23 protein-coding genes are annotated in these 21,356 nt (G+C 49.1%); 12 read left to right on the top strand and 11 right to left on the bottom strand.

Annotation, left to right across the window (positions count from 1 at the left end; genetic code table 11):
* Positions 1–37 precede the first annotated feature (37 nt).
* From L4D06_RS15280 to L4D06_RS15300, 5 genes are all read left to right on the top strand, one after another.
* A complete protein-coding gene (locus tag L4D06_RS15280) occupies positions 38–622 on the top strand; it encodes an aminodeoxychorismate/anthranilate synthase component II (protein WP_429740343.1) in 585 nt (194 codons plus the stop codon).
* A gap of 320 nt (positions 623–942) precedes the next feature.
* Entirely contained in the window at positions 943–2,160 is a 1,218-nt protein-coding gene (locus L4D06_RS15285; protein ID WP_274166678.1) for an aspartate aminotransferase family protein, read from the top strand.
* Between the two features lie 44 nt (positions 2,161–2,204).
* Positions 2,205–3,221, top strand: a complete 1,017-nt coding sequence (gene astA / locus L4D06_RS15290) for an arginine N-succinyltransferase (protein ID WP_274166677.1) — start codon at positions 2,205–2,207, stop codon at positions 3,219–3,221.
* 9 nt (positions 3,222–3,230) lie between these two features.
* Positions 3,231–4,688, top strand: a complete 1,458-nt coding sequence (gene astD, locus L4D06_RS15295; RefSeq protein WP_429740330.1) for a succinylglutamate-semialdehyde dehydrogenase — start codon at positions 3,231–3,233, stop codon at positions 4,686–4,688.
* 41 nt (positions 4,689–4,729) lie between these two features.
* Positions 4,730–5,524: a DUF1338 domain-containing protein gene (locus L4D06_RS15300; RefSeq protein ID WP_429740331.1), complete on the top strand. Its 795-nt coding sequence runs from the start codon at positions 4,730–4,732 to the stop codon at positions 5,522–5,524.
* A 117-nt stretch (positions 5,525–5,641) separates the two neighbouring features.
* Here the strand turns inward: L4D06_RS15300 and L4D06_RS15305 are convergent, their stop codons facing one another.
* Positions 5,642–5,839, bottom strand: a complete 198-nt coding sequence (locus tag L4D06_RS15305; protein ID WP_429740332.1) for a hypothetical protein — start codon at positions 5,837–5,839, stop codon at positions 5,642–5,644.
* 181 nt (positions 5,840–6,020) lie between these two features.
* The gene (gene crp / locus L4D06_RS15310; RefSeq protein ID WP_002535199.1) at positions 6,021–6,653 is read right to left on the bottom strand and encodes a cAMP-activated global transcriptional regulator CRP; all 633 of its coding nucleotides are present in this window, start codon (positions 6,651–6,653) and stop codon (positions 6,021–6,023) included.
* A 236-nt stretch (positions 6,654–6,889) separates the two neighbouring features.
* Here crp and L4D06_RS15315 point away from each other — a divergent pair, with 236 nt between their 5' ends.
* Positions 6,890–7,297, top strand: coding sequence for an OsmC family protein (locus L4D06_RS15315; protein ID WP_274166673.1), 408 nt, complete (start codon positions 6,890–6,892; stop codon positions 7,295–7,297).
* A gap of 180 nt (positions 7,298–7,477) precedes the next feature.
* Here the strand turns inward: L4D06_RS15315 and L4D06_RS15320 are convergent, their stop codons facing one another.
* The 5 genes from L4D06_RS15320 to L4D06_RS15340 form a co-directional block, all read right to left on the bottom strand.
* Entirely contained in the window at positions 7,478–8,347 is an 870-nt protein-coding gene (locus L4D06_RS15320; RefSeq protein ID WP_274166672.1) for a phosphoribulokinase, read from the bottom strand.
* A 69-nt stretch (positions 8,348–8,416) separates the two neighbouring features.
* Positions 8,417–8,635 (bottom strand): YheU family protein, encoded by a 219-nt coding sequence (locus L4D06_RS15325; RefSeq protein ID WP_274166671.1) that lies wholly within the window; start codon positions 8,633–8,635, stop codon positions 8,417–8,419.
* A gap of 8 nt (positions 8,636–8,643) precedes the next feature.
* Positions 8,644–9,651 carry a DUF3187 family protein gene (locus L4D06_RS15330; RefSeq protein WP_429740333.1) on the bottom strand — a complete coding sequence of 336 codons (1,008 nt, stop codon included), beginning with the start codon at positions 9,649–9,651 and terminating at the stop codon, positions 8,644–8,646.
* Between the two features lie 30 nt (positions 9,652–9,681).
* Entirely contained in the window at positions 9,682–10,650 is a 969-nt protein-coding gene (locus L4D06_RS15335; RefSeq protein WP_429740344.1) for a hydrolase, read from the bottom strand.
* Between the two features lie 11 nt (positions 10,651–10,661).
* Entirely contained in the window at positions 10,662–12,044 is a 1,383-nt protein-coding gene (locus tag L4D06_RS15340; protein ID WP_429740334.1) for an aminotransferase-like domain-containing protein, read from the bottom strand.
* Positions 12,045–12,167: 123 nt separating this feature from the next.
* On the opposite strand from L4D06_RS15340, the gene L4D06_RS15345 reads away from it, so the two are divergent.
* Positions 12,168–12,770 (top strand): LysE family translocator, encoded by a 603-nt coding sequence (locus L4D06_RS15345; protein ID WP_274166668.1) that lies wholly within the window; start codon positions 12,168–12,170, stop codon positions 12,768–12,770.
* 32 nt (positions 12,771–12,802) lie between these two features.
* Here L4D06_RS15345 and L4D06_RS15350 read toward each other — a convergent pair whose 3' ends face one another.
* Together L4D06_RS15350 and L4D06_RS15355 are read right to left on the bottom strand one after the other, a co-directional pair.
* The gene (locus tag L4D06_RS15350) at positions 12,803–13,315 is read right to left on the bottom strand and encodes a TIGR02444 family protein (RefSeq protein WP_274166667.1); all 513 of its coding nucleotides are present in this window, start codon (positions 13,313–13,315) and stop codon (positions 12,803–12,805) included.
* Positions 13,258–15,180 carry an ABC transporter ATP-binding protein gene (locus L4D06_RS15355; RefSeq protein ID WP_274166666.1) on the bottom strand — a complete coding sequence of 641 codons (1,923 nt, stop codon included), beginning with the start codon at positions 15,178–15,180 and terminating at the stop codon, positions 13,258–13,260. Before L4D06_RS15355 ends, L4D06_RS15350 begins: the two co-directional genes overlap by 58 nt.
* 331 nt (positions 15,181–15,511) lie before the next feature.
* Between L4D06_RS15355 and kefG the strand changes: the two genes are divergently transcribed.
* From kefG to L4D06_RS15380, 5 genes are all read left to right on the top strand, one after another.
* Positions 15,512–16,075, top strand: coding sequence for a glutathione-regulated potassium-efflux system ancillary protein KefG (gene kefG / locus L4D06_RS15360; protein WP_429740335.1), 564 nt, complete (start codon positions 15,512–15,514; stop codon positions 16,073–16,075).
* Positions 16,075–17,871: a glutathione-regulated potassium-efflux system protein KefB gene (gene kefB / locus L4D06_RS15365; RefSeq protein ID WP_274166664.1), complete on the top strand. Its 1,797-nt coding sequence runs from the start codon at positions 16,075–16,077 to the stop codon at positions 17,869–17,871. The genes kefG and kefB overlap by 1 nt, the downstream gene beginning before the upstream one ends.
* Before the next feature lie 74 nt (positions 17,872–17,945).
* Positions 17,946–18,155 carry a YheV family putative zinc ribbon protein gene (locus L4D06_RS15370; protein ID WP_274166663.1) on the top strand — a complete coding sequence of 70 codons (210 nt, stop codon included), beginning with the start codon at positions 17,946–17,948 and terminating at the stop codon, positions 18,153–18,155.
* Positions 18,156–18,265: 110 nt separating this feature from the next.
* Complete coding sequence (gene slyD / locus L4D06_RS15375) at positions 18,266–18,841, top strand: peptidylprolyl isomerase (RefSeq protein WP_274166662.1); 576 nt, start codon at positions 18,266–18,268, stop codon at positions 18,839–18,841.
* Positions 18,842–19,040: 199 nt separating this feature from the next.
* Positions 19,041–20,006, top strand: a complete 966-nt coding sequence (locus tag L4D06_RS15380) for an isoaspartyl peptidase/L-asparaginase family protein (protein ID WP_429740336.1) — start codon at positions 19,041–19,043, stop codon at positions 20,004–20,006.
* Positions 20,007–20,088: 82 nt separating this feature from the next.
* On the opposite strand, the gene L4D06_RS15385 is transcribed toward L4D06_RS15380, so the two are convergent.
* Positions 20,089–20,313 carry a SlyX family protein gene (locus L4D06_RS15385; RefSeq protein ID WP_274167082.1) on the bottom strand — a complete coding sequence of 75 codons (225 nt, stop codon included), beginning with the start codon at positions 20,311–20,313 and terminating at the stop codon, positions 20,089–20,091.
* A gap of 4 nt (positions 20,314–20,317) precedes the next feature.
* Positions 20,318–21,304 (bottom strand): WD40 repeat domain-containing protein, encoded by a 987-nt coding sequence (locus L4D06_RS15390; protein ID WP_274167083.1) that lies wholly within the window; start codon positions 21,302–21,304, stop codon positions 20,318–20,320.
* Positions 21,305–21,356 lie beyond the last annotated feature (52 nt).

Genomic DNA, 21,356 nt, shown 5'->3' on the forward strand with positions numbered 1-21,356 from the left:
GCTGACGAAGTGCGGAAAGGCTTTGGCGGGATCAACTGTGCTGTTAATCATTGATAATTACGACTCTTTTACTTACAACCTGTATCAGTATTTTTGTCAATTGGGTGTCGAGGTAGAAGTGCATCGCAACGACGCGATCACACTTGCTGATATCGATGCAATGGCACCGAGTCATCTTGTCATTTCTCCTGGGCCATGCACCCCTGATGACGCAGGTATCTCTCTCAATGCTATCGAATACTTCTCGGGAAAACTGCCAATACTCGGCGTGTGTCTCGGGCATCAAGCCATGGCACAAGTATTTGGCGCTAAGGTCATACGCGCAAGGCAAGTGATGCACGGTAAAACCAGTCCCGTCATGCATAATCATCTCGGCGTGTTTGAAGGGTTGAACAATCCGCTCACGGTGACTCGCTACCATTCACTTGTGGTTGAGACGGCATCCCTCCCTGATTGTTTTGAGATCACCGCTTGGACACAGCGTGATGATGAGTTTGATGAAATCATGGGGATTCGCCATAAAACGCTCGCATTGGAAGGCGTTCAATTCCACCCAGAAAGTATTTTGACCGAGCAAGGCCATCAGTTACTGGCGAACTTTCTTTCCTCATCTTGCGACTAACTCTTCCCGTTCATCGCCACTGACGTGTGGGGTGAAGACGATCTGTATCACCAATTTTACATTTTAATCCCACTGTTTTCGGCCTGTTAACAGTGAAACCTTATTCACTCCGATACTCTCTCTGTCTCTTTGTTTCCCATGAGGAAAGACACTCTTACCTGTCGTGGTGTTAATCATTTCGGCGCAATTGCGCATAACTATGACATTGTGATGAATTTCCCCATCTTTACACCCTAAGGGTTTGATATTTTCTGCTATTGATATGGTTAATGAAATGTAAATACTATGCTTATAGCAGAATCGACAGAAGGATATGAGCGATGACAGCCGGACATAAAGTAGAACGTAAATTGTTCGATGAAGTAATGGTGCCATGTTATGCACCTATGACAATGATCCCTGATAGAGGCCAAGGTTCTCGTATCTGGGATCAAGACGATCGTGAGTATATTGATTTCGCGGGTGGGATAGCAGTGAGCTGTCTTGGCCATTGTCACCCAGTGATGGTGAATGCGCTGAAAGAGCAAGCCGACAAGCTGTGGCATCTGAGCAATGTGATGACCAACGCCCCCGCTCTGCGTTTGGCGAAGAAACTAACAGAAGTGAGCTTTGCTGAGCGTGTGTTTTTTGCTAACTCAGGGGCTGAAGCCAACGAAGCGGCACTAAAACTCGCACGTCGTTGGGCAGTTGACGTTCACGGCCCAGAGAAGAGCGAAATCATTGCCTTCGCACAAGGTTTCCATGGTCGTACGTTCTTTACGGTGACGGTCGGTGGGCAGGCTGCTTACTCGGATGGCTTTGGCCCGAAACCGGGCAATGTTACCCATCTTCCTTACAACGATCTTGACGCACTCGCTTCGGCAATGTCGGACAAAACCTGTGCCATTATGATGGAGCCACTTCAAGGTGAAGGTGGCATTGTGTCTGCGGACGCTGCATTTTTGCAAGGCGTACGAGAGTTGTGTGATAAGCATAATGCATTGCTGATTTTCGATGAAGTCCAAACCGGTAACGGCCGTACCGGCACATTCTATGCGTATGAGCCAACAGGTGTCGTTCCAGACATTCTGAGTACCGCTAAATCTCTTGGCGGTGGTTTCCCAATTGGTGCCATGTTGACGACTGAAGCACTTGCGGCACACATGAAAGTTGGCACGCATGGCTCAACCTATGGCGGCAACCCATTGGCATGTGCCGTGGCTGAGGCTGTGGTTGAAGAAGTCAGCAAGCCAGAAGTACTGGCTGGTGTGCAAGAGCGTGAAGGCTGGTTCCGTGATGGCCTCAAAGCACTGAATGACAAATACAATATGTTTAGCGAAATTCGTGGCAAAGGCCTTTTGGTGGGTGCTGCATTGAATGAAAAATGGCAGGGACGCGCACGTGACGTTTTGCTAGCAGCAGGCGATGAAGGCTTACTTCTGCTGGTGGCTGGAACCAACGTAGTGCGTATGACGCCATCACTGGTTATCACGAAAGAAGAATTCGAAGAAGGTATGGCGCGCTTGGATCGTGCACTGGCAAAACTGACAGCGGCTTAATTGCTGCGTGGTTTTGACCATCCACTGCATCAGGAGGAAGTAAGATGCTGGTAATTCGTCCCATCAGGGAATCAGATTTTGATGCGTTGATGCTGTGTGCCGAAGAATCGGGACACGGTTTTACGTCACTGCCGGTCAATGATGAATTGATCCAAGGCCGTATCGATCACTCGGTTGATAGTTTCTCCCGTAACGCACAAGCACCGGGCACTGAAGGCTATCTCATGGTAGCGGAAGATACGGAAACCGGTGAAATTGCTGGGACGACGGGCATAGAAGCTGCCATCGGGCTGGATAATCCTTTTTATAGTTATCACATCAGCAAAGTGGTGCATCACTCTCGCCGACTCAACGTGCATAACGTGGTTGAAGTGCTGACATTCGGAAACAATTACACAGGTGCGACCGAAATCTGCACCCTGTTTTTGCGACCTGAATTTCGTGGTGGGCTCAATGGTAAATTGCTGTCTAAATGTCGATTCTTGATGCTGGCGCAGTTTCCTGAAAAGTTCTCGGACATTATTTTCGCTGAGATGCGTGGCGTGTCTGATGAGGACGGAAACTCGCCGTTCTGGAAATGGCTCAAAGAACACTTTTTCTCGATTGACTTTACCCTCGCAGATTACTTAACAGGTATTGGCCAAAAAGGCTTTATTGCGGATTTGATGCCTAAGCTTCCGATTTACGTGAATTTGCTCAGTGATGAAGCGCGTGAGGTGATTGGGCAAGTGCATGAGAAAACGCGCCCAGCGTTACGTTTGCTTGAAAAAGAAGGTTTTACCTGCCGTGGCTACGTCGACATTTTCGACGCGGGTCCTACCGTGGAGTGCTTGCTTCAGAATATTGATTCAATTCGTCGCTCGTTTACCGCAAGGGTCAAAGTAGCGGAGCACAGCAGTGCGCAGGATTACCTGATTTGTAACAGCGACTTCCAAAACTTCCGTGCCACATCGGCCAAGATTGGCGTTGACGAAGAACGAAATGAAGCATTGATCAGTCAAGCCGTTGCCGACGCGCTCAACGTGAGTAACGGTGACATGGTGCGACTCGTGTCTGTGTAGGAGTAAATAATGACACAATGGATTGATAACCAGCCAGTCGAAGGCAAAGGTGACACGTTTGAATCGCTAAACCCGTTTAATAGCGAATCGATTTGGCAAGGACGAGCAGCTACGCCTGATCAGGTTGGATCTGCTGTGAGCGCGGCGCGAAATGCCTTTATGACGTGGAAGCATACGTCGTTGGCGGAGCGTCAGGCTCTGGTCGAACGATTTGCTGATGCAATCAAAGCGAACAGCGAGCACATTGCGCAAGTGATTGCGGAAGAGACAGGTAAACCGCTTTGGGAAACGCGCACTGAAGCCGCTGCCATGGTGGGTAAAATTGCGCTTTCACTGCGAGCGTATCAAGAACGTACGGGTGAACGCAGCAAAGATGTGGCGGGAACGCAGGCAGTATTGCGTCATCGTCCGCTGGGTGTGATGGCGGTATTCGGGCCATATAATTTCCCAGGGCATTTGCCAAACGGACATATTGTCCCTGCGCTGTTAGCGGGTAACACCGTCGTCTTTAAACCGTCTGATCTGACACCTAAAACCGCCGAAGAAACCATGAAGCTGTGGATTGACGCAGGCTTACCAGCAGGTGTGATCAATATGGTACAGGGTGGTCGTGAAACCGGTGAAGCTTTGGCGCAATCAAAAGGCATTGATGGCTTACTCTTTACCGGAAGCGCGAATACTGGCCATATTCTTCACCGTCAATTTGCAGGTGAGCCCGGTAAGATGCTGGCATTAGAAATGGGCGGCAATAACCCAATGGTGATTTCCGAGCATTATGGCGAACTGGATGCGACGGCATACACCATTATTCAATCGGCTTTTATCAGTGCAGGACAGCGCTGTACATGTGCACGTCGCCTGTATGTGCCCACCGGAGAACGAGGAGACGCGCTGTTGTTGCGCCTTGTTGAGATGACCAAGAACATCAAAGTTGGCGGTCAGTTTGACGAGCCTGCATCTTTCATGGGCGCACAAATCTCTGTACGCGCCGCTGAGGGCATTCTTGCGGCGCAGGCTAACCTAGAGTCACTTGGCGGTGTGCCGCTGCTGAAGGCGGAACTACTGCATGATGCCGTGGTATCGCCAGGCATCATAGAAGCCACGGCGATTGCACAATTGCCTGATGAAGAATACTTCGGCCCACTGCTTCAAGTGGTGCGTTATGAATCGCTTGAGCAAGCCGTCATGTTGGCCAATGACACGCGTTACGGACTGTCTGCGGGACTCATCTCTACCGACGATAGCGAATGGGAATATTTCTTAGATCATATTCGCGCCGGTATCGTAAATCGAAACCGCCAATTGACGGGTGCCAGTGGCGATGCACCATTTGGCGGGCCAGGCGCTTCAGGAAATTTACGTCCGAGTGCTTACTATGCAGCGGATTACTGTGCGTATCCGATGGCATCAATGGAAGGCGATGATGTTTCTATGCCCGCACAACTGAGCCCAGGACTGTCGCTGTAGCGACGAAGGTCAAACAAGAACACGCAATGTAGGAGGATGTGATGGAACGCGTACAGGCTTTATTTGATGGACTGTGGAAAGACTACACGCAACGGTTGTGCCCGTCGGCAGCGAAAGTACATGGGTTGTTGGAGGAAGGAACACCTCTTCTCAACGATCATATCGCGCTACGCACGTTTGCGCTTCCCAAGGTAGGACTTGATCGCTTGGCTGCGCCGTTTATCGCTATCGGTTATGTCCCTAAAGGGGAGTACCATTTTAAGGCTAAAAAGCTGTTCGCGCGCCATTTTGAACATCCTAATCCTGAGGCCCCTAAGGTGTTTATTAGTGAGCTCTTGGTTGGGCAGTGCTCTTTCGAATTGCAACAAGCCGTTCGAGCCTTGGTCGAACAAGTCGATGACGCAGCACTTAACGATCCTGCGTTTTTGTACGGTGGACGCCTATGGGATATTGATACGGCAACCTATGAATTACTTTCTGGTGAAAGCGAGTATGCAGGTTGGTTATCCGCACATGGCTTTGGTGCCAACCATTTTACGGTAAGTGTGAACCAGTTGAGTTCACTCGACGAAGTGGCGGATGTCAACCAAGTGCTGCGTCAGTCAGGCTTTGCTATTAATGAATCTGGTGGTGAAGTAAAAGGCGACTCTGAAGTGCGCTTGGAGCAATCAGCCACCATGGCTGACAAGGTGACAGTGAAATTTAGTGATGGTGAGAGGCAGGTTTCAGGAGGGTTTTATGAATTCGCGAAGCGTTATCCTTTGCCTGATGGTTCTCTGTATCAAGGTTTTGTCGAGGCGTCTGCCGATAAAATTTTTGAAAGCACTGACCAATAGGTCATCACCATTGCTAGGTGGCGAGAGTGCACTGAGTCACGGTCACTAGATTCTTAGCGACTGTCACTATCGCTGCTTAAAAATGACGTAACAAGACCGAGCTTCAATACCCAGCTTCTATGGATGATCGGTTGAATGGGATGGCCATTCCGTATGAGTGGGCGGCGTAGAGCGTTGCTCATCATCACCAAGCATGCGTTGTAGTTGGTAGTGAGACATTCCAGTAAAACCTGTCAATTCAGTGCTTGCTTGCCCCCACGGTCCGATGGTTGATGGGGGAGGGTTGCTTCCAAACGCATGACGTTCCATGTCCATATCGGGACTCCAGCTTGTCCATGTTGTGCACGTATATTCATACACACCTTGCACTGAAACTTAGCACCAAATTGGGAACTCTGTGATGAAATTCGTGTGACAGCTATCACGCAGAAACAAAAAACACGCGGAAACAAAAAAGCCACCTAAAGAGGTGGCTTTCACTTCAAAGCAAAACGGTTTAGCGAGTGCCGTATACCACGATAGTTTTACCGTGTGCAGAAATTAGGTTCTGCTCTTCAAGCATTTTCAGAATACGACCAACGGTTTCACGTGAACAACCCACGATTTGACCGATTTCCTGACGGGTAATCTTAATTTGCATACCGTCTGGGTGAGTCATTGCATCTGGTTGTTTCGCCAAGTTCAGCAATGTTTGCGCGATACGACCTGTCACATCTAGGAATGCCAAGTCACCTACTTTCTGGCTAGTCACTTGTAGGCGACGAGCCATTTGAGAAGAAAGGCGCATTAGAATGTCTGGATTCACTTGAATCAGCTGACGGAACTTCTTGAATGAGATTTCAGCGACTTCGCATGGAGATTTAGCGCGAACCCAAGCTGTACGCTCCTGATCTTCCTCGAATAGGCCCAGTTCGCCAATGAAGTCGCCCTGGTTGAGGTAAGAAAGGATCATCTCTTTGCCTTCTTCATCCTTGATCAGTACAGCCACAGAACCTTTCACGATGTAGTACAGCGTTTCTGCTTTCTCACCAGCATGGATCAGCGTACTTTTAGAAGGGTACTTATGAATGTGGCAGTGTGAAAGGAACCACTCTAGTGTTGGGTCTGTTTGAGGTTTTCCTGGAACCATATCTCTCATTTCCTCTGCAGTTGTTGCCTGATGAGTCTTCCTTAGCCCACCGTCCTGCGGCACAAGTCCGTCGGATAGCATAAAGTGTCAACCGTCAGGCTACAAGCTCTCTGTTTGAGTCATTGAGTTTATCCTTTTTCCAGCACGATTTCTTGATTTTGATATGGACTTAGTGCCCTATTAAAGGCTAAAAACGTGGACAAGATCACGACACTGAAAGTAAATGGAGGAAAGAGATGCGAGCAAGCGTCAAGTGGTGCGGAAATAAGACTTTTCTAGGCCAATCAAATTCGGGTCATAGCGTTGTCATGGATGGTGATGGGGGTGAAAAAGCACCAAGCCCCATGGAAATGGTATTGATGGGAGCGGGAGGATGCAGCTCGGTTGACGTCGTCGCGGCCTTAGAATCGGCCAATCAAGCCATCTCACATTGTGAAGCTGTATTAACGGCTGAACGAAGAGAGCAAGCCCCTCGTTTGTTTACGGGCATACACTTTCACTTTGTCGTGACAGGGTCGGCATTGGAAGATTCACTAGTAGCCAGAGCGGTGAAAGACAGTTTAGAAAAATATTGCTCTGTGTGTTTGATGCTAGGTGCGGGCATGGAAATGACGCATTCCTATGAAGTGCGAGATATCGCCTAGCTGCACTGTTTGAATGTAGCGAAGAGACATAGGGCATTTGCATGTTTGTCGGTTGATAAAACAAAGATATGGAGGGCATTGCCCTTCATATCTCGTGCTTTAGGCGATGAGCTGGCAAGGTCTTAGGTTGTGCTGTTGCCAAGACTTTCAGACAGATAGCGTTCTTTCTTTCTTTCTGGCTTAGCTAATCTTGCCTGTTTCAATCAATTGTTGAATAAGAGGTTGAATAATCAATTCAACCGCAAAGCTCATTTTCCCACCGGGGACGACTAACGTATCGTGCCTCGACATGAAAGAGCCTTGAATCATGGCCAGTAAGTAGGGGAAGTCCACCTTTTTAATACCGCGGAAGCGGATAACGACAAAACTCTCATCAAGACTCGGTATGCCTTTGGCATTCAGCGGGTTTGAAGTATCCACGGTCGGGACGCGCTGAAAGTTAATGTGTGTCCGGCTGAACTGCGGTGTGATGTAGTTGAGATAATCATCCATGGAGCGCACGATCGAGTCCATGACGGCTTCACGCGAATGCCCGCGGTCACGCGTATCGCGCACGAATTTCTGAATCCACTCTAAATTCACAATGGGCACCATGCCTATGAGCAGGTCGACGTGCTGTGCGACGTTGATGTCACCGTCTACAATGCCACCATGAAGTCCTTCGTAAAACATCACGTCATTGTTTTCTGGCAAATCTTGCCATGCGGTAAAGGTGCCCGGCATTTGGTTGTAGGGAACCGCTTCATCAAAAGTATGTAGATACCGACGAAATTGCCCAGTGCCGTGTTTGCCGTATTCGTCGAAAAAAGATTCAAGCCTAGGGAAGTCATTGGCCTGCGGGCCAAAGTAACTGATATGGCGGCCTTGATCTCTTGCTTTACGGATTTCCACGTCCATTTCTGGACGGGTAAAACGGTGGAAACTGTCACCTTCGACCCACGCGGCACGAATGTCCATCATGTTGAAGATCTTCCGAAATGCATCAGATGTAGTGGTGGTTCCTGCGCCGGATGAACCGGTGACTGCAATAATAGGATGTTTTGCAGACATGACAAACCCTGTCAATTTTAAAAAGATGTCAAACAATTAACAGGGTGTTGCGATTGGGTCAAGTAGACGTTAGGCGGTGAGTGATCGCGCAGGTTTGATATCGACGGTTTCGTGCAACTCGGAATAGACCACCATTGCCTCTTTGTTTTTGAGCAGGATATAGACCTGTTCGACCTTTTCGTCGAAGCTCGCTTCTTGCTCGCCGTAGTCCGTGCCTTCACGTAGCACGAAGTGTTCAACTAAATTTCTAAGCGTTTCTTCTGGGATTTCTTGCCAAGGGATGATCATCGCGATACCTACAACATGAGACGGTGGCGGAATGTGGCAGTAAACACGATATCGGTACTGTTATCGTGATTAAACATATTTTCCAAGGCCACCAATTCTAGCGCACTGGCATCAAAAAGGTAGCGATAACCCAGAGCAAACTCATGAACGGGTGCGTTCAACTCCCCCAAACTCTCCGTGTCTGTTTTTGCCTGCGAGAGCAGGTATTCGCCAATGAATTCGTGATTTTTGCGCCATTGGTACTGGTAACTGATGCCGCCGCTCATGCTTGTCGATTTCACGCTTACGAAGTGCTGAGGCTTGTCTGGGCGATACACGATTGCCAAAGAGGCGGTGACGTGATGTTTGTTGCGTTGATAGCCGTAGTTTATTTGCAAAGCTTGCTCAAAAGAGGTGTTGGCAAACGTGCCATGACTCACTCGATTAAAAAACAGCGTTGCTCCCACACTGACGGCATGATGTGCCGAACGATAGACGGTGTGCTCCCCATAGAGATTGATGGCGCTGAGCAAGGGGTCACCGACAAAGTCTTCCCTTGGTGCAGAATTGTCATTCGGAAAGTCGATAAAAAAGCGGTCTTCGTCGACCTCAGTTCGCCCATTTTGGTCTATGCCGAACATGCTATGAAATTTCTCGGTCAGGCCATCCAAACGGTTATTGGCCGCATAGCGATATTGATACCAGACTCCTATTTTATTGGTATCACTCGGGGCATGTAAGAAGCCGACCATGAATTGATTGTGGTAGTAATCGAATTGATATTCTGGCGTGTTAGCCCAAACACTGGCAATAGCCGCTGAGGCGAACACATCGGTTTCACCATTTTTTAAGATTGTGGGGTCGTGCAGCAAGGGCGTCAAACCCGTGATTTGCAGAGGCGCTTGGCTTTGTACAATGAGCGGGCCTAGTCGGGAAGAATGAGCTTTCGTTAACTCATCTTTTGATTCGTCAGCGTAAGTGGGCTGCAGAGTGAAAGGCAGCGCAATTAAGGAGTAAGCAGTGCGAGATAATGTCATTGTTCACCTCTCTCGCCCTGCTTGGTTAAATTACTTTATGTGCAGGGCTAACCAACGAGGCACTTCTTTCTCAAGCCAAAACTCTGGCTTTTTGAGTGTGCCTGACACAAAACCAACATGACCACCGTACTGCGTTAAGTGGTAATCAATATTTTCGGGCAATGGGACTGTCGGTATCACTGCCTGTGTCATAAATGGGTCATCTTTAGCATGGATCACTTTTAGCGGTGTCGCAATGTCTTGCAGCACGGATAAACCGCTGCATCGTTGGTAATAATCTTCCGCACTATCAAATGCATTGAGCGGAGCTGTCACCGTTTCGTCAAATTGGTACAAGGTGGAGATCTTCACTTTTTGACCCGACGTCCAGTGACCAATTTTAGGGTGTCTCTGAAGTTTGTTGGTGAGCGTTCGGTTCATTGAGCGCAGCAAATACGCCTGATAGACCTTTGAAAAACCCTGTTGGATGCGTGACGAGCAGGCGCCTAAATCGAGGGGAGGGCTGATCACACAGCCAGCTTTTATCAACGGGTCGTGATTAAACTCGGCTAAATACCGAACTAACATGTTTCCACCCAGTGATACGCCTGTTGCCAGTCTTGGCACATCCGGAAAGCGCTGTTGAATGTATTCCAGCATCAAGCGGGCATCGCTTGTTTCTCCTGAGTGGTAGCTGCGAGCTTGACGGTTTATCAAACCACTACAACCTCGAAAGTGCATCATGACGCCCAGCCAGCCTTGTTGTTTAAAGGCGTTGAGTAGTCCGTTGGCGTAGGGGCTATAAAAACAGCCGGCAAGGCCATGAAACAGCACCACCACGGGTTTTCCATGGGCTTGCTCTGGATCTTCGGTCCAACAAATGTCGAGGAAGTCATTATCCGGCGTATCAATGCGTTGCCAAACAGGTTCAAACACGGCTTTTCTTCTAACAAATCGGGGTAGCAGTGTTTGTACGTGAGGGTTACTCCCCCATTTCATTGGGACAAAGGTTTCTTTCATTGTGCGTGTGCTCATATCGCAAATTCAGACAACGGTGGATTCGCCAGTAATTTCGCCAGTTGTTGGCAGCCAAATTCCAATGCATCGCGGGTCGGTGGGGCGCTAACGGCAAGTCGCACGCATGGAGGGGCAGAATAGCCAGCAGGGACAAACAACTCTGAAGATTTAATTTCAAGACCTTGCTCTTTGCAAGCGGATAAGAATTCACTCAGTGACCATTCTTCAGGTAAACGCAGCCAGCCATGAAAGCCGTTCGGATGAAAGCGCAGATGGGCGTCCCCAAGATAGTGTGTCACCATTTCCCATCGTTGCTCCATCTCTTGGCGAATGGTATGCAACACCTGATTTGCGCCACCATTTTCTAGCAAAATCGCAGCCATAGCCGTCAATAAGGGGCTGATCATCCAACTGTGGTTTTGTAGCGCGTTAACAAATTGCGGATAGTAGCGTTCCGGTAAGTTTAGAAAACCCAGCCGTAAACCCGGCGCCAATGTCTTCGCGAATCCGCCAATGTAAATCACGGTATCGGGTGCGAGATTCACCATGGGTTGTGGGCGTTCGATAGGCAAGAGTCCGTTGACATCATCTTCCACAATCACCAGATTCTGGGCTTGGCAAACCGCGATAAGGGCATGGCGCCGAGACTCGCTCATGATGGCAGTGGTGGGGTTTTGCAGTGTAGGCGTTAAATACACCAAACGAGGCTGATATTGCTGACAGGCTGAGTTCAAGGACTCCGGCAGCATGCCCTCATCGTCCATATCAACAGGTTTGACGGTGAGCTGAAGTTGACGCGCCAGGCTCATTAATCCGGGATACGTGAATTTATCTGCCAAAATGGTATCGCCAGCGCGACAGAGCGTGAGTAAACACAGTTGCATCGCATTTTGTGCCCCAGAGCAAAACAACAGTCGATTAGGGTCGGTAGCGATATCATGCTGCGCAAGCCACTGCGACAGGATTTCACGATGGCGAATAATGCCAGACGGCGGCTGATACAACATCAGGTTGTTCAATTCATTGGGATGAGCGGCGAGTTGCTGCAAGGCGCCAGAAAACAGATCTGCGCGATTAATCGCTGGTGGCACATTGTAACCAAAGCTGGTTATTCCTGGGCGCTCTGGACCCGCAAACGTCCACCGTGTCTTGTCGCTTTGACACACATAAGTACCCGCGCCCACCTTGGCTTCCACAATACCGCGTCGCTCTGCCTCCGCGTAGGCCCGCGTAATGGTTCCGACTGTCACTGACAAAGCATCGGCGAGAGCACGATGAGTTGGCAGTTTGCTACCCGCAGCAAGCTCATTACTTTGTGCCTTTGCGGCAATGGCGTCTGCGATTTGACGATAAATCGGCGTGCCGTTTTTCTCTAATACAATATTCATGATTGTCATGGTGACAATAAACCTTTTGATCCGTATTTCGATCCCTGCTAGCGTGAATTTTGAACAATGAATGCGGTCATTTCAACTTTTTGTGTGAATTGTATCGGTACAATGTGAGCAAGGAGACAATTCATGATGGAACTATCTTTTCTGGTAACACTGGCACTGTTCGCCGCTACGATGACGGGCACGCCAGGCCCTAATAACATGATGCTGACAGCATCTGGGGCAAATTTTGGCTATCGTCGTACGGTGCCACATTTGGTGGGTATCACGCTAGGTGTTGCCTCGCTAATCGCTGTGGTAGCAGCAGGACTGGGCGTGGTATTTAAAACCTACCCTATGGTGCAAGAAGGGATGAAATTGGTTGCCAGCGGGTACTTACTCTATCTTGCATGGCGCATTGCAAACGCTGGGGCACCGTCCGAATCTGCATCGTCTGAACGTCGTCCAATGACGTTGATGGAAGCTGCATTGTTCCAGTATGTGAACCCCAAAGCGTGGGCAATGGCAGTGAGTGCCGTGGGGACATTTACTTTGTCAGGGGGCGATTATTGGTGGTCGGCGTTGGTTATTGTGATGGCATTCATCGCGGTTGGTTTTCCACTCACCTCTTTATGGGCTGCATTCGGGGTCTGGGTGGGTAAAGCACTCTCAACGGAAAGAAGTTGGGTGATCTTCAATCGCCTTATGGGCACGTTAACCGCATCGTGCTTGCTGTTTATTTGGATGTGAGTGGACGACGAAAGAACCTGATAACGGTTGATTTAACGCGTACTGAGCCCTTTCATCAGTGTGGGGTATAAATAGCGGGCTGCGATATCAAGTTGCTCGCAATACAGCTCTACCGCAGAAGGGCCAGTGTCTAGCCAAGGCTGTTGATTGATACACGTAAGTAATTCTTGTTGTTGGAATTTCTCGAGGGTGAGTTCGTAGTTCAGCATCTTTTGATATGCGCCACGTGATAGCTGAGGTTTGAGTTCTCGGCGCATTAAGCGGTAGCGTGTTAGTAAGGTTTCAGAGTGGGTCAATGATTGGCGAAGCGCAGCAAGCGAATGCGCAGACAGCATAAAGCCTGCGTCTTCTAGCCACGCAAGCAATAAGACCAAGTTGACGTTGCCCTTAAACGTATCTTGCAGTTTAAGACTGGCGTGTTTGACCTCTTGCTTGCCGTAATGATGCAGGCAAAATTGCCACAGCCCATTGGCCGTGGCATTGTTTTTTATCGGTTTTGGAACGCCACTTCCATCGCTTCCAGTTGTTCTTGAAGATCCATCCATTCCATTTCCACCTCTTCCAGCGATGATTTCGCATCCGCTTGCTTGCGCAGCAACTCAGTCAGCATATCTTTGTTAGATGCTTCATAGATAGAAGGTTCCGACAAGGCTGATTCTACGTCAGCGATTGTGGCAGAGAAGGTTTCGAGTTTTGTGTCCAATACGTCAATTTTCTTACGAATTGGTGCCGTTTCTTTACGAAATTCTGCCTCGAGGCGTTTTTGCTCTTTACGGGAGACCTGCGAACTAGCCCCCGTCGCTTTGGCGTTGTCTGCTTGATCTTGTCGACGCTCCGCACGCTGCTGTTCGGTCAACCATTGATGGTAGTCATTCAGGTCACCATTGAACTGAGACACTTGACGATCATGCACCAAATATAAGTCATCGGTTGTCGCACGTAGTAAGTAACGGTCGTGACTGACAATGACCATTGCTCCTTCAAAGGACTGTAGCGCTAAAGTCAGCGCTGACCGCATATCCAAGTCTAAGTGGTTGGTCGGTTCATCGAGTAAAAGCAGGTTAGGCTTTTGCCAAACAATGAGTGCCAGTACGAGACGTGCTTTCTCACCGCCGGAGAAGGGACCGATGATATCTAGCGCTTTTTCACCAACAAAACCAAAGCTGCCAAGGTAGTCGCGAAGTTGTTGCTCTGTGGATTTTGGCGCAAGGCGCATCATGTGCTGTAACGGCGTTTCATCCGTACGTAGTGTTTCCAGTTGGTGCTGGGCGAAGTAACCAATCTTCACACCTTGCGAATATTGGAGTTCACCGGCTTGTGCTTGCAAATCCCCAGACAGCAATTTGATCAGTGTTGATTTACCCGCGCCATTGCGTCCCAGTAAGCCGATACGACTGCCGGGCACCAAGTTAAGGTGAATTTTTTCTAAGATCAGTTTGTTGGGATAGCCCGCAGCCACATCTTTCATCATCAGGATCGGGTTAGGCAATGCACTTGGCTCGCGGAATTCGAAGCTGAATGGGTTGTCGAACTGGGCTGGCAGCACTTTTTCCATGCGTTCTAGCGCTTTGATACGGCTTTGAGCCTGACGAGCTTTACTGGCCTTATAGCGAAAACGGTCGATGTATGACTGCATGTGCGTCATTTGCTTTTGTTGTTTCTGGTACATCGATTGTTGCAGCATGAGCTTTTCAGCGCGCATGGATTCAAAGGCTGAATAGTTACCGGTGTATTCGTTTAATAGCTGATTTTCGACATGTACGATGCGACTGACCACAGGGTCAAGGAAATCACGGTCATGGGAAATCAACAGTAAGGTGCCACGGTAATTTTGTAGCCATTTCTCAAGCCACATAACGGCATCTAAATCTAAGTGGTTGGTTGGTTCATCGAGTAGCAAGAGATCAGAGCGACAAAGCAGCGCTTGAGCAAGGTTAAGGCGCATACGCCAACCGCCCGAGAATTGGGTTAGGCTCCATTGCATTTGCTCTTGGCTAAATCCAAGACCATCAAGCAATTCGGCGGCACGAGCACGAATACTGTAGCCACCGACAGCATCAATTTTATCGTGGATTTCGGCGACTTTATGCCCATCGTCGATGGTTTCCGCGTGGCGGAGGGACTTCTCCAAGGCACGGTATTCGCGATCGCCGTCGATAACGTATTCAATGGCTTCACGTTCTAGCGCAGGGGTTTCTTGTGCCACCCAAGCTAATTCCCAACCGCTTGGGAAATTGCAGCTCCCGGCATCTAGCGATAATTCGCCTTTCAGCAGGGCAAATAAGGTTGATTTTCCACAGCCATTTTTTCCCACAAGACCGACTTTATCGCCAGGGTGAATAGTGGCAGATGCTTGATTGAGTAACGGTTTTCCGCCGCGAAGAAGCTGAATATCAGAAAGTGTGATCATGACTACTGGCGGCCCCGGCCGCATGCCTTGGAGGTGAAAATTCTGGCGCAGTTATACCACAGGCCACCGGTTTACTTAAGAAGCGATATATTTCAGAGCCGCAAAATCGAGAGTCGTTGGCCGCTTTTAATCGTTTTGTCGTAGCGGCAGACCGTGAAAAGTCGAGGTATTTACCGTATGGTGGAAACAATAATGAGAGTCACTCATCATCGTATGATTTGTGTCATCATAAAAAGACAATAAAAAATATTATGTTATACCTAGGCAATATCGAGACGTTTTTGCTTGTTAGATGCTGAAGCTTCACAGTGATAAAGGAATTTGCTGCAAAATGGAAAACAAGACGACGTCGCTTTTTCGGTCAAAAGTATTAATCATCTTTGCTCATCCTGATCCATATGAATCGGTGGCGAATAAGCGCATGATCGAGGCAGCGAGTCAGCACGATCATGTCACCATTCACGACCTTTACGCGACCTATCCCGATTTTATTATTGATGTTCATTATGAACGTGAACTCTTGCTCGCCCATGATGTGATTGTTTTTCAACACCCGCTGCAAATGTATTCCTGCCCATCTTTATTGAAAGAGTGGATTGATGTGGTATTAGGTAAGGGCTTTGCCCACGGTGGTGGTAACGCACTGGCAGGGAAAACGTGTCGCTTTGTAGTTACGACGGGTGGCGCGTCAGAAGCCTTTAGTCAAACGGGCTATAACAAATACAGCATGGAAGAGTTGTTGCAGCCCTTTGAGTTGACGGCGCTGCTATGCCAAATGCGTTGGGTTGAACCATTGATCCTACACTGGGCGCGTCGAATTACTGACGATGATAGAAACGCCCACGCTGAATTGTATGCGGATTGGTTGTGCCACCCCGTTTCGGAGGTGGTGTGATGGAGCATAGCTTTCTTCTCGACGCCCTCATTTTTCTCGCCGCGGCTGTTATTGCGGTGCCTCTCGCTCAGCGTCTTGGAATTGGTTCTGTATTAGGTTATCTGATTGCGGGAGTGGTGATTGGCCCTTGGGGCTTAGGCCTTATCAGTGATGTTGAAGCCACTCTTCACTTTGCTGAACTGGGTGTTGTACTGCTGTTGTTCTTAATCGGTCTTGAGCTAAATCCTAAGAAGTTGCTGCAAATGCGCAAACCCATTCTGGGTTTGGGGGGCAGTCAGGTATTGATCAGTGCGGTGGTCATTGGTGTCACTGTCATGCTATTTGGTGCTTCCAGAGTAGATGCTCTTGTTGTTGGAATGGGGCTGGCGTTGTCTTCAACCGCCATTGCGATGCGGATTATCGAAGAGCAACGTTTAATGCGCAGTGAAGCAGGACAATCTGCCTTTGCCGTGTTGTTGTTTCAGGATATCGCCGTTATCCCTATGTTGGCAGTATTGCCCGCACTGGCTGGCGGAGCTGGTGGAAGCTGGTTAGACGTCGCCATCATGTTAGGCGCGGTCATTTTACTTCTGGTTGGCGGTCATTATCTTTTGCGTCCATTGCTTCGTTGGGTGGTGATGAGTCGCGTCAAAGAGATGTTCACGGTTGCAGCGTTGTTATTGGTTATCGGTATTGCACTTGGTATGCAGGCGTTAGGCTTGTCGATGGCATTGGGAACATTCCTTGCGGGCGTGTTACTCGCAGAAAGTGAATATCGCCATGAGCTAGAAATTGCCATTGAACCTTTCAAAGGGCTATTACTGGGCCTGTTTTTCATTGCTGTGGGTATGGCGGTAGATTTGGGGCTGTTACTCGACTATCCACTCGAGATTTTAAGTGCGGTTTTTGCTTTGATCAGCGTGAAAGCCGCCATCATATATGGGTTAGTTAGATCCTTCGGTGGAAGCGCTAAATCGCGCAGCCAAGTGGCGTTACTGCTTAGCCAAGGCGGTGAGTTTGCATTTGTTTTATTCACTGCAGCGCGTGGTGAAGGGCTTCTCGACCCTGATTTGAATGCATTCTTATTAGTGGTCGTGAGTCTGTCGATGATGACGACCCCCATACTGCTGATGCTGCAAACTAAGTGGTTTGCTCGCACGATCAATGCTGATGCCTCTTTGCCTGAAAACGAGCAATTTGACCATGACGGTGGTCGCGTGATCATCACTGGCTTCGGTCGATTTGGTCAGGTGGTGGGACGCTTACTGTTTGCCAATAAAATAAAACTGACGATTTTGGAGCGAGACCCTTCGCAAATCGCGCTGCTGCGTCAGTTTGGTTATAAGGTTTACTACGGTGATGCGACGCAACTGGACTTATTGCGAGCGGCTGGCGCAGCCACGGCAGAGGCGATTATCGTGTGTGCTGATTCGCCAGAAGAAGTGATGGAAATTGTGTCGCTTTGTCAGCACCATTTCCCGAATATCAAGGTATTAGCGCGAGCACGTAGCCGTGTTGAAGCCAACCAACTGTTAGGCCACAATGTTGACGGGTTCTCCCGAGAAACATTTTTAAGTGCTCTAGATTTAGGTAAACAAACACTGATCGCTTTAGGGATGCACCCGTACAAAGCGAAACGGGCGGAAGCTTTTTTCCGCAAGTTAGATGAGATGCGCTTGCATGAAATGCAGCCTCACCACAGTGAGGATGTGTCGGCAGCATCAAGAACAAAAGAAGCCCGCTTGGAGTTGGAAGAGCTGTTTGACCTCGAAATGAAAGGGGACACAGAGCGACATAAAAGCTGGAATCGGGAGTAATATCAATCGCTCGATATGGCGGGACGAACGTGGATATCGGGCGTTGTGGTTGATGGATAGGTACAAGGACTGACATGGCTAAGAAACGTTTTATTGCTGGTGCAACCTGCCCTTCATGCAATGAAGGTGACACAATGCGCTGGTGGCAAGAGCACCATGTAGAAGTGGTGGAGTGTGTGAAATGTGGTCATACTGACCGCCGTTCACCCGTGGCATCGGAAGATTCTGAGTCCGCACCCAAACAGCAGGATGCGCAAGTGATAGGGATATTTAAACCGCAGTGATAGTCGTAGCGAAAAGATTTATGTATTATCGGCGCCGAAATAAGCAGGTGGCCATGATGCAAACTCGCGATGGCAGCACCCAGACTTAAATAACCGCTTCCGGAGTAAAGATGAAAGTCACTAAAGACGTGGTAGTAAGCATTGCTTACCAAGTAAAAAATGAAGATGGTATCGTTGTTGACGAGTCAACCCAAGCGAACCCATTGCAGTACCTTCAAGGTCACGACAATCTGATCATTGGCCTAGAAAACGCGCTGGAAGGCCGTGAAGTTGGCGAAGTATTTGAAGTGACAGTTGCACCGGAAGATGCATACGGCGAACACATGGACGAAATGGTTCAACGTGTTCCTGCTGACGTATTCCAAGGCGTTGACGAAATTACTGTAGGTATGCGCTTCCTTGCGGATACTGACCAAGGTCCAATCCCAGTTGAAGTGACTGAAGTTGACGGCGACGAAGTGGTTGTTGACGGTAACCACATGCTGGCTGGCCAAACCCTAACGTTTAACGTTGAAGTGGTTGAGCTTCGCGAAGCGACCGAAGAAGAGATCGAACACGGTCACATCCACCAAGCGGGCGGTTGTGGCGGTCATCACGACCATGACCACGAAGGCGGTTGCTGTGGTGGTGAAGACAAAGGCGACGACCACGAATGTTGTGGCGGCGGCGGTTGCGGCTCTCACTAATCGTGCTCTGTTAGACGCTTTATGCGTCTGACTGATAAAGCGCTGTTCGAGAAATCGAGCGGCGCTTTTTGTTTTTTAATATGGGCGTAGAACCTAGGTTCTGGAAGAAGAAGTTCCTAGGTAAGAGCAAAGCGCTTTACACTGAGCGAAGAACCATTTAACTCTGCAGTAATCAGTCCCCGATAATGAAGGAATCGCCATGTCCCACTCTTTCTCGATCGCTATTCACGGCGGTGCAGGCACTATTGTTCGTAGCTTAATGACACCGGAGCTTGAACAAGATTACCGTCAAGCCTTGGCGCAGTCTGTACTGGCGGCTCATGCTGTGCTCGTTGCGGGTGGTCATGCTGTGGACGCAACGGTCGCTGCTGTCACTGTGATGGAGGATAGTCCCCTGTTTAACGCCGGAAAGGGCTCGGTGCTGACGCATGATGAAACGGTGGAAATGGATGCCTGTGTGATGGATGGGCAAGATCTCGATGCTGGAGCGGTCACCTTGATACGTCATATCAAAAACCCCGTTCAACTGGCCTGCGACGTGATGCGAAAAAGCCCACACGCCATGTTAGCGAGTGAGGGCGCGGAGACGTTTGCATTCAAAGAGTGCGGCTATGAGTATACCGAGCAGGATTACTTCTTCACGGATCGTCGATACAAAGAACTACGTGCAATGAAGAAAACGGGTGGCATTGCGCTCTCTGAAGCTCGTTACCCAGATGAAAAAAAACACGGCACAGTGGGAGCGGTGGCACGTGATAAGAACGGTAATCTTGCAGCAGCCACAAGCACTGGTGGCTTGACGAATAAGCGCTGGGGACGAGTTGGAGATACTCCCATAGTTGGTGGTGGTAACTACGCACGTAACGGCAATGTGGCGGTGTCTGCCACAGGGATGGGCGAACTTTTAATGCGCTGCACCGTGGCGGGTGATATTGCAGGGCGTATGCAGTATGGCAATGCGAGCATCGAACAGGCCTGTCGCGAAGTGATTCATGGCGACTTTCTTGATCTCGGTGGCGAAGGCGGTGTGATTGCGATTGACGCAAACGGTAAGGTTAACTTTGAACTGAACTGTGCGGGAATGTACCGAGCGACGGTTGATGAAAGTGGAAATGCGTTAGTGGCGATATTTGCGGATGAGGATCTGTCGTTAGTTAGCGAGTAATGAGAGGCGAGGTTCGAGTGAGAGAGCAGTTTAATATCTTTGCTCTTTCTCGTTCCTCGCGAACCGCATTTACTGGCATCTCTTAGTAATGCGGAGGTGGCGTTTCTTCGTTCATGCTCGCAATGTTAGCCGGCTCCATAGCTTTTAGCTTGGTGACGAGAAAAGCAATCTGCGTATTCATGCGGTCAATGTTTTTCTGCTGGCCTGTTAACGCATCATTGAGCTCTTCAATGGTGTGTTCTTGAAAGGCTTGCTTGATTTCCAGATCTTCAATCTGCTTTTGTAGCTGTTGTTCAAATTCGGTCATGTTCTTAATCTTCCTGCGCTATCCAAGCCTGTGCGATACCTGCGGAGGTGCCAGATATAACGCGTCCAGTTGGATCAATGGCGACATCATACACCACCGCGCTTGGTGGCCGAGTATTTTGTTGTTCTTCTGCTAACCAACGGCCTAGGTTGTCTCCGGTCGCGGTATTCCAGTACTCAATCCGTCGACCAGGTGTACCCGTCACCAATTTGGTACCGTCATCTGAAAAGCGTGCCGTCGAAAAGTTGGCATGGCGCTGGAACATCTGTAGTTGGCTCATTGGCTCGCCCGTGGATAAATCCCATATGATGGCTGAATCATCACCATCAGCGGAAAACGCGAATTTTCCGCTACGATGTAATTCCACACGAGTAATGCGATGTTCGTGCGCGAACTCATTCAATATTTGACCGGTTTCCGTGCTCCAGAAGTAGGCGTTGTGATCATTACCGCCAGACATGGCGTATTTGCCGTTAGGAGCGAGAGAGACGCTGTTGACTTTATCGTTATGGGCAAGGAACTCTAAGCGTCTTCCAGTGCCTAAGTCTACGAACAAGGCTTTGCCGTTAGACAGCGCGAGCAGAATTTTCTGACCGTTATTGCTGATATCAACATCGCGAATAATACCGTCTGATATCGACCACAGGCCTTCAGCTTGCCCCCATGCGAGATCCCACACTGCAAAGTTTTGTGAGGTGGCAGAAATCGCATAACGATTGTTATCGGAAATCTGGCTGGCAATGACAGTGTTCTTGTTTGGGTCCTGATAACCAAAATCGGCAAGTTGCTTGTTTTGGACTAAATCCCAAAGAACGATGCCTTTTTCAGTGGATGCCATCAGGGCGAAGCGCCCATCTCGGCTGAGGCTGAAACTGGTCACGCCATCCGGCTGAAGCGTCCAACGCTGGGCTTCGTGGGTAGAGTGAAAGCATCCTGAAAGTGCTAACAGTGTCAGAAATAAGCAAATTGTGCTGGCGAATTGTCGCGTCACCCTTGTGTTCCTTATCTTGGACCCCTATAACGTCGAGTATATTGATTGTTTT

The organism is Enterovibrio makurazakiensis, from assembly GCF_050336585.1.
GTDB lineage: Bacteria > Pseudomonadota > Gammaproteobacteria > Enterobacterales > Vibrionaceae > Enterovibrio > Enterovibrio gelatinilyticus.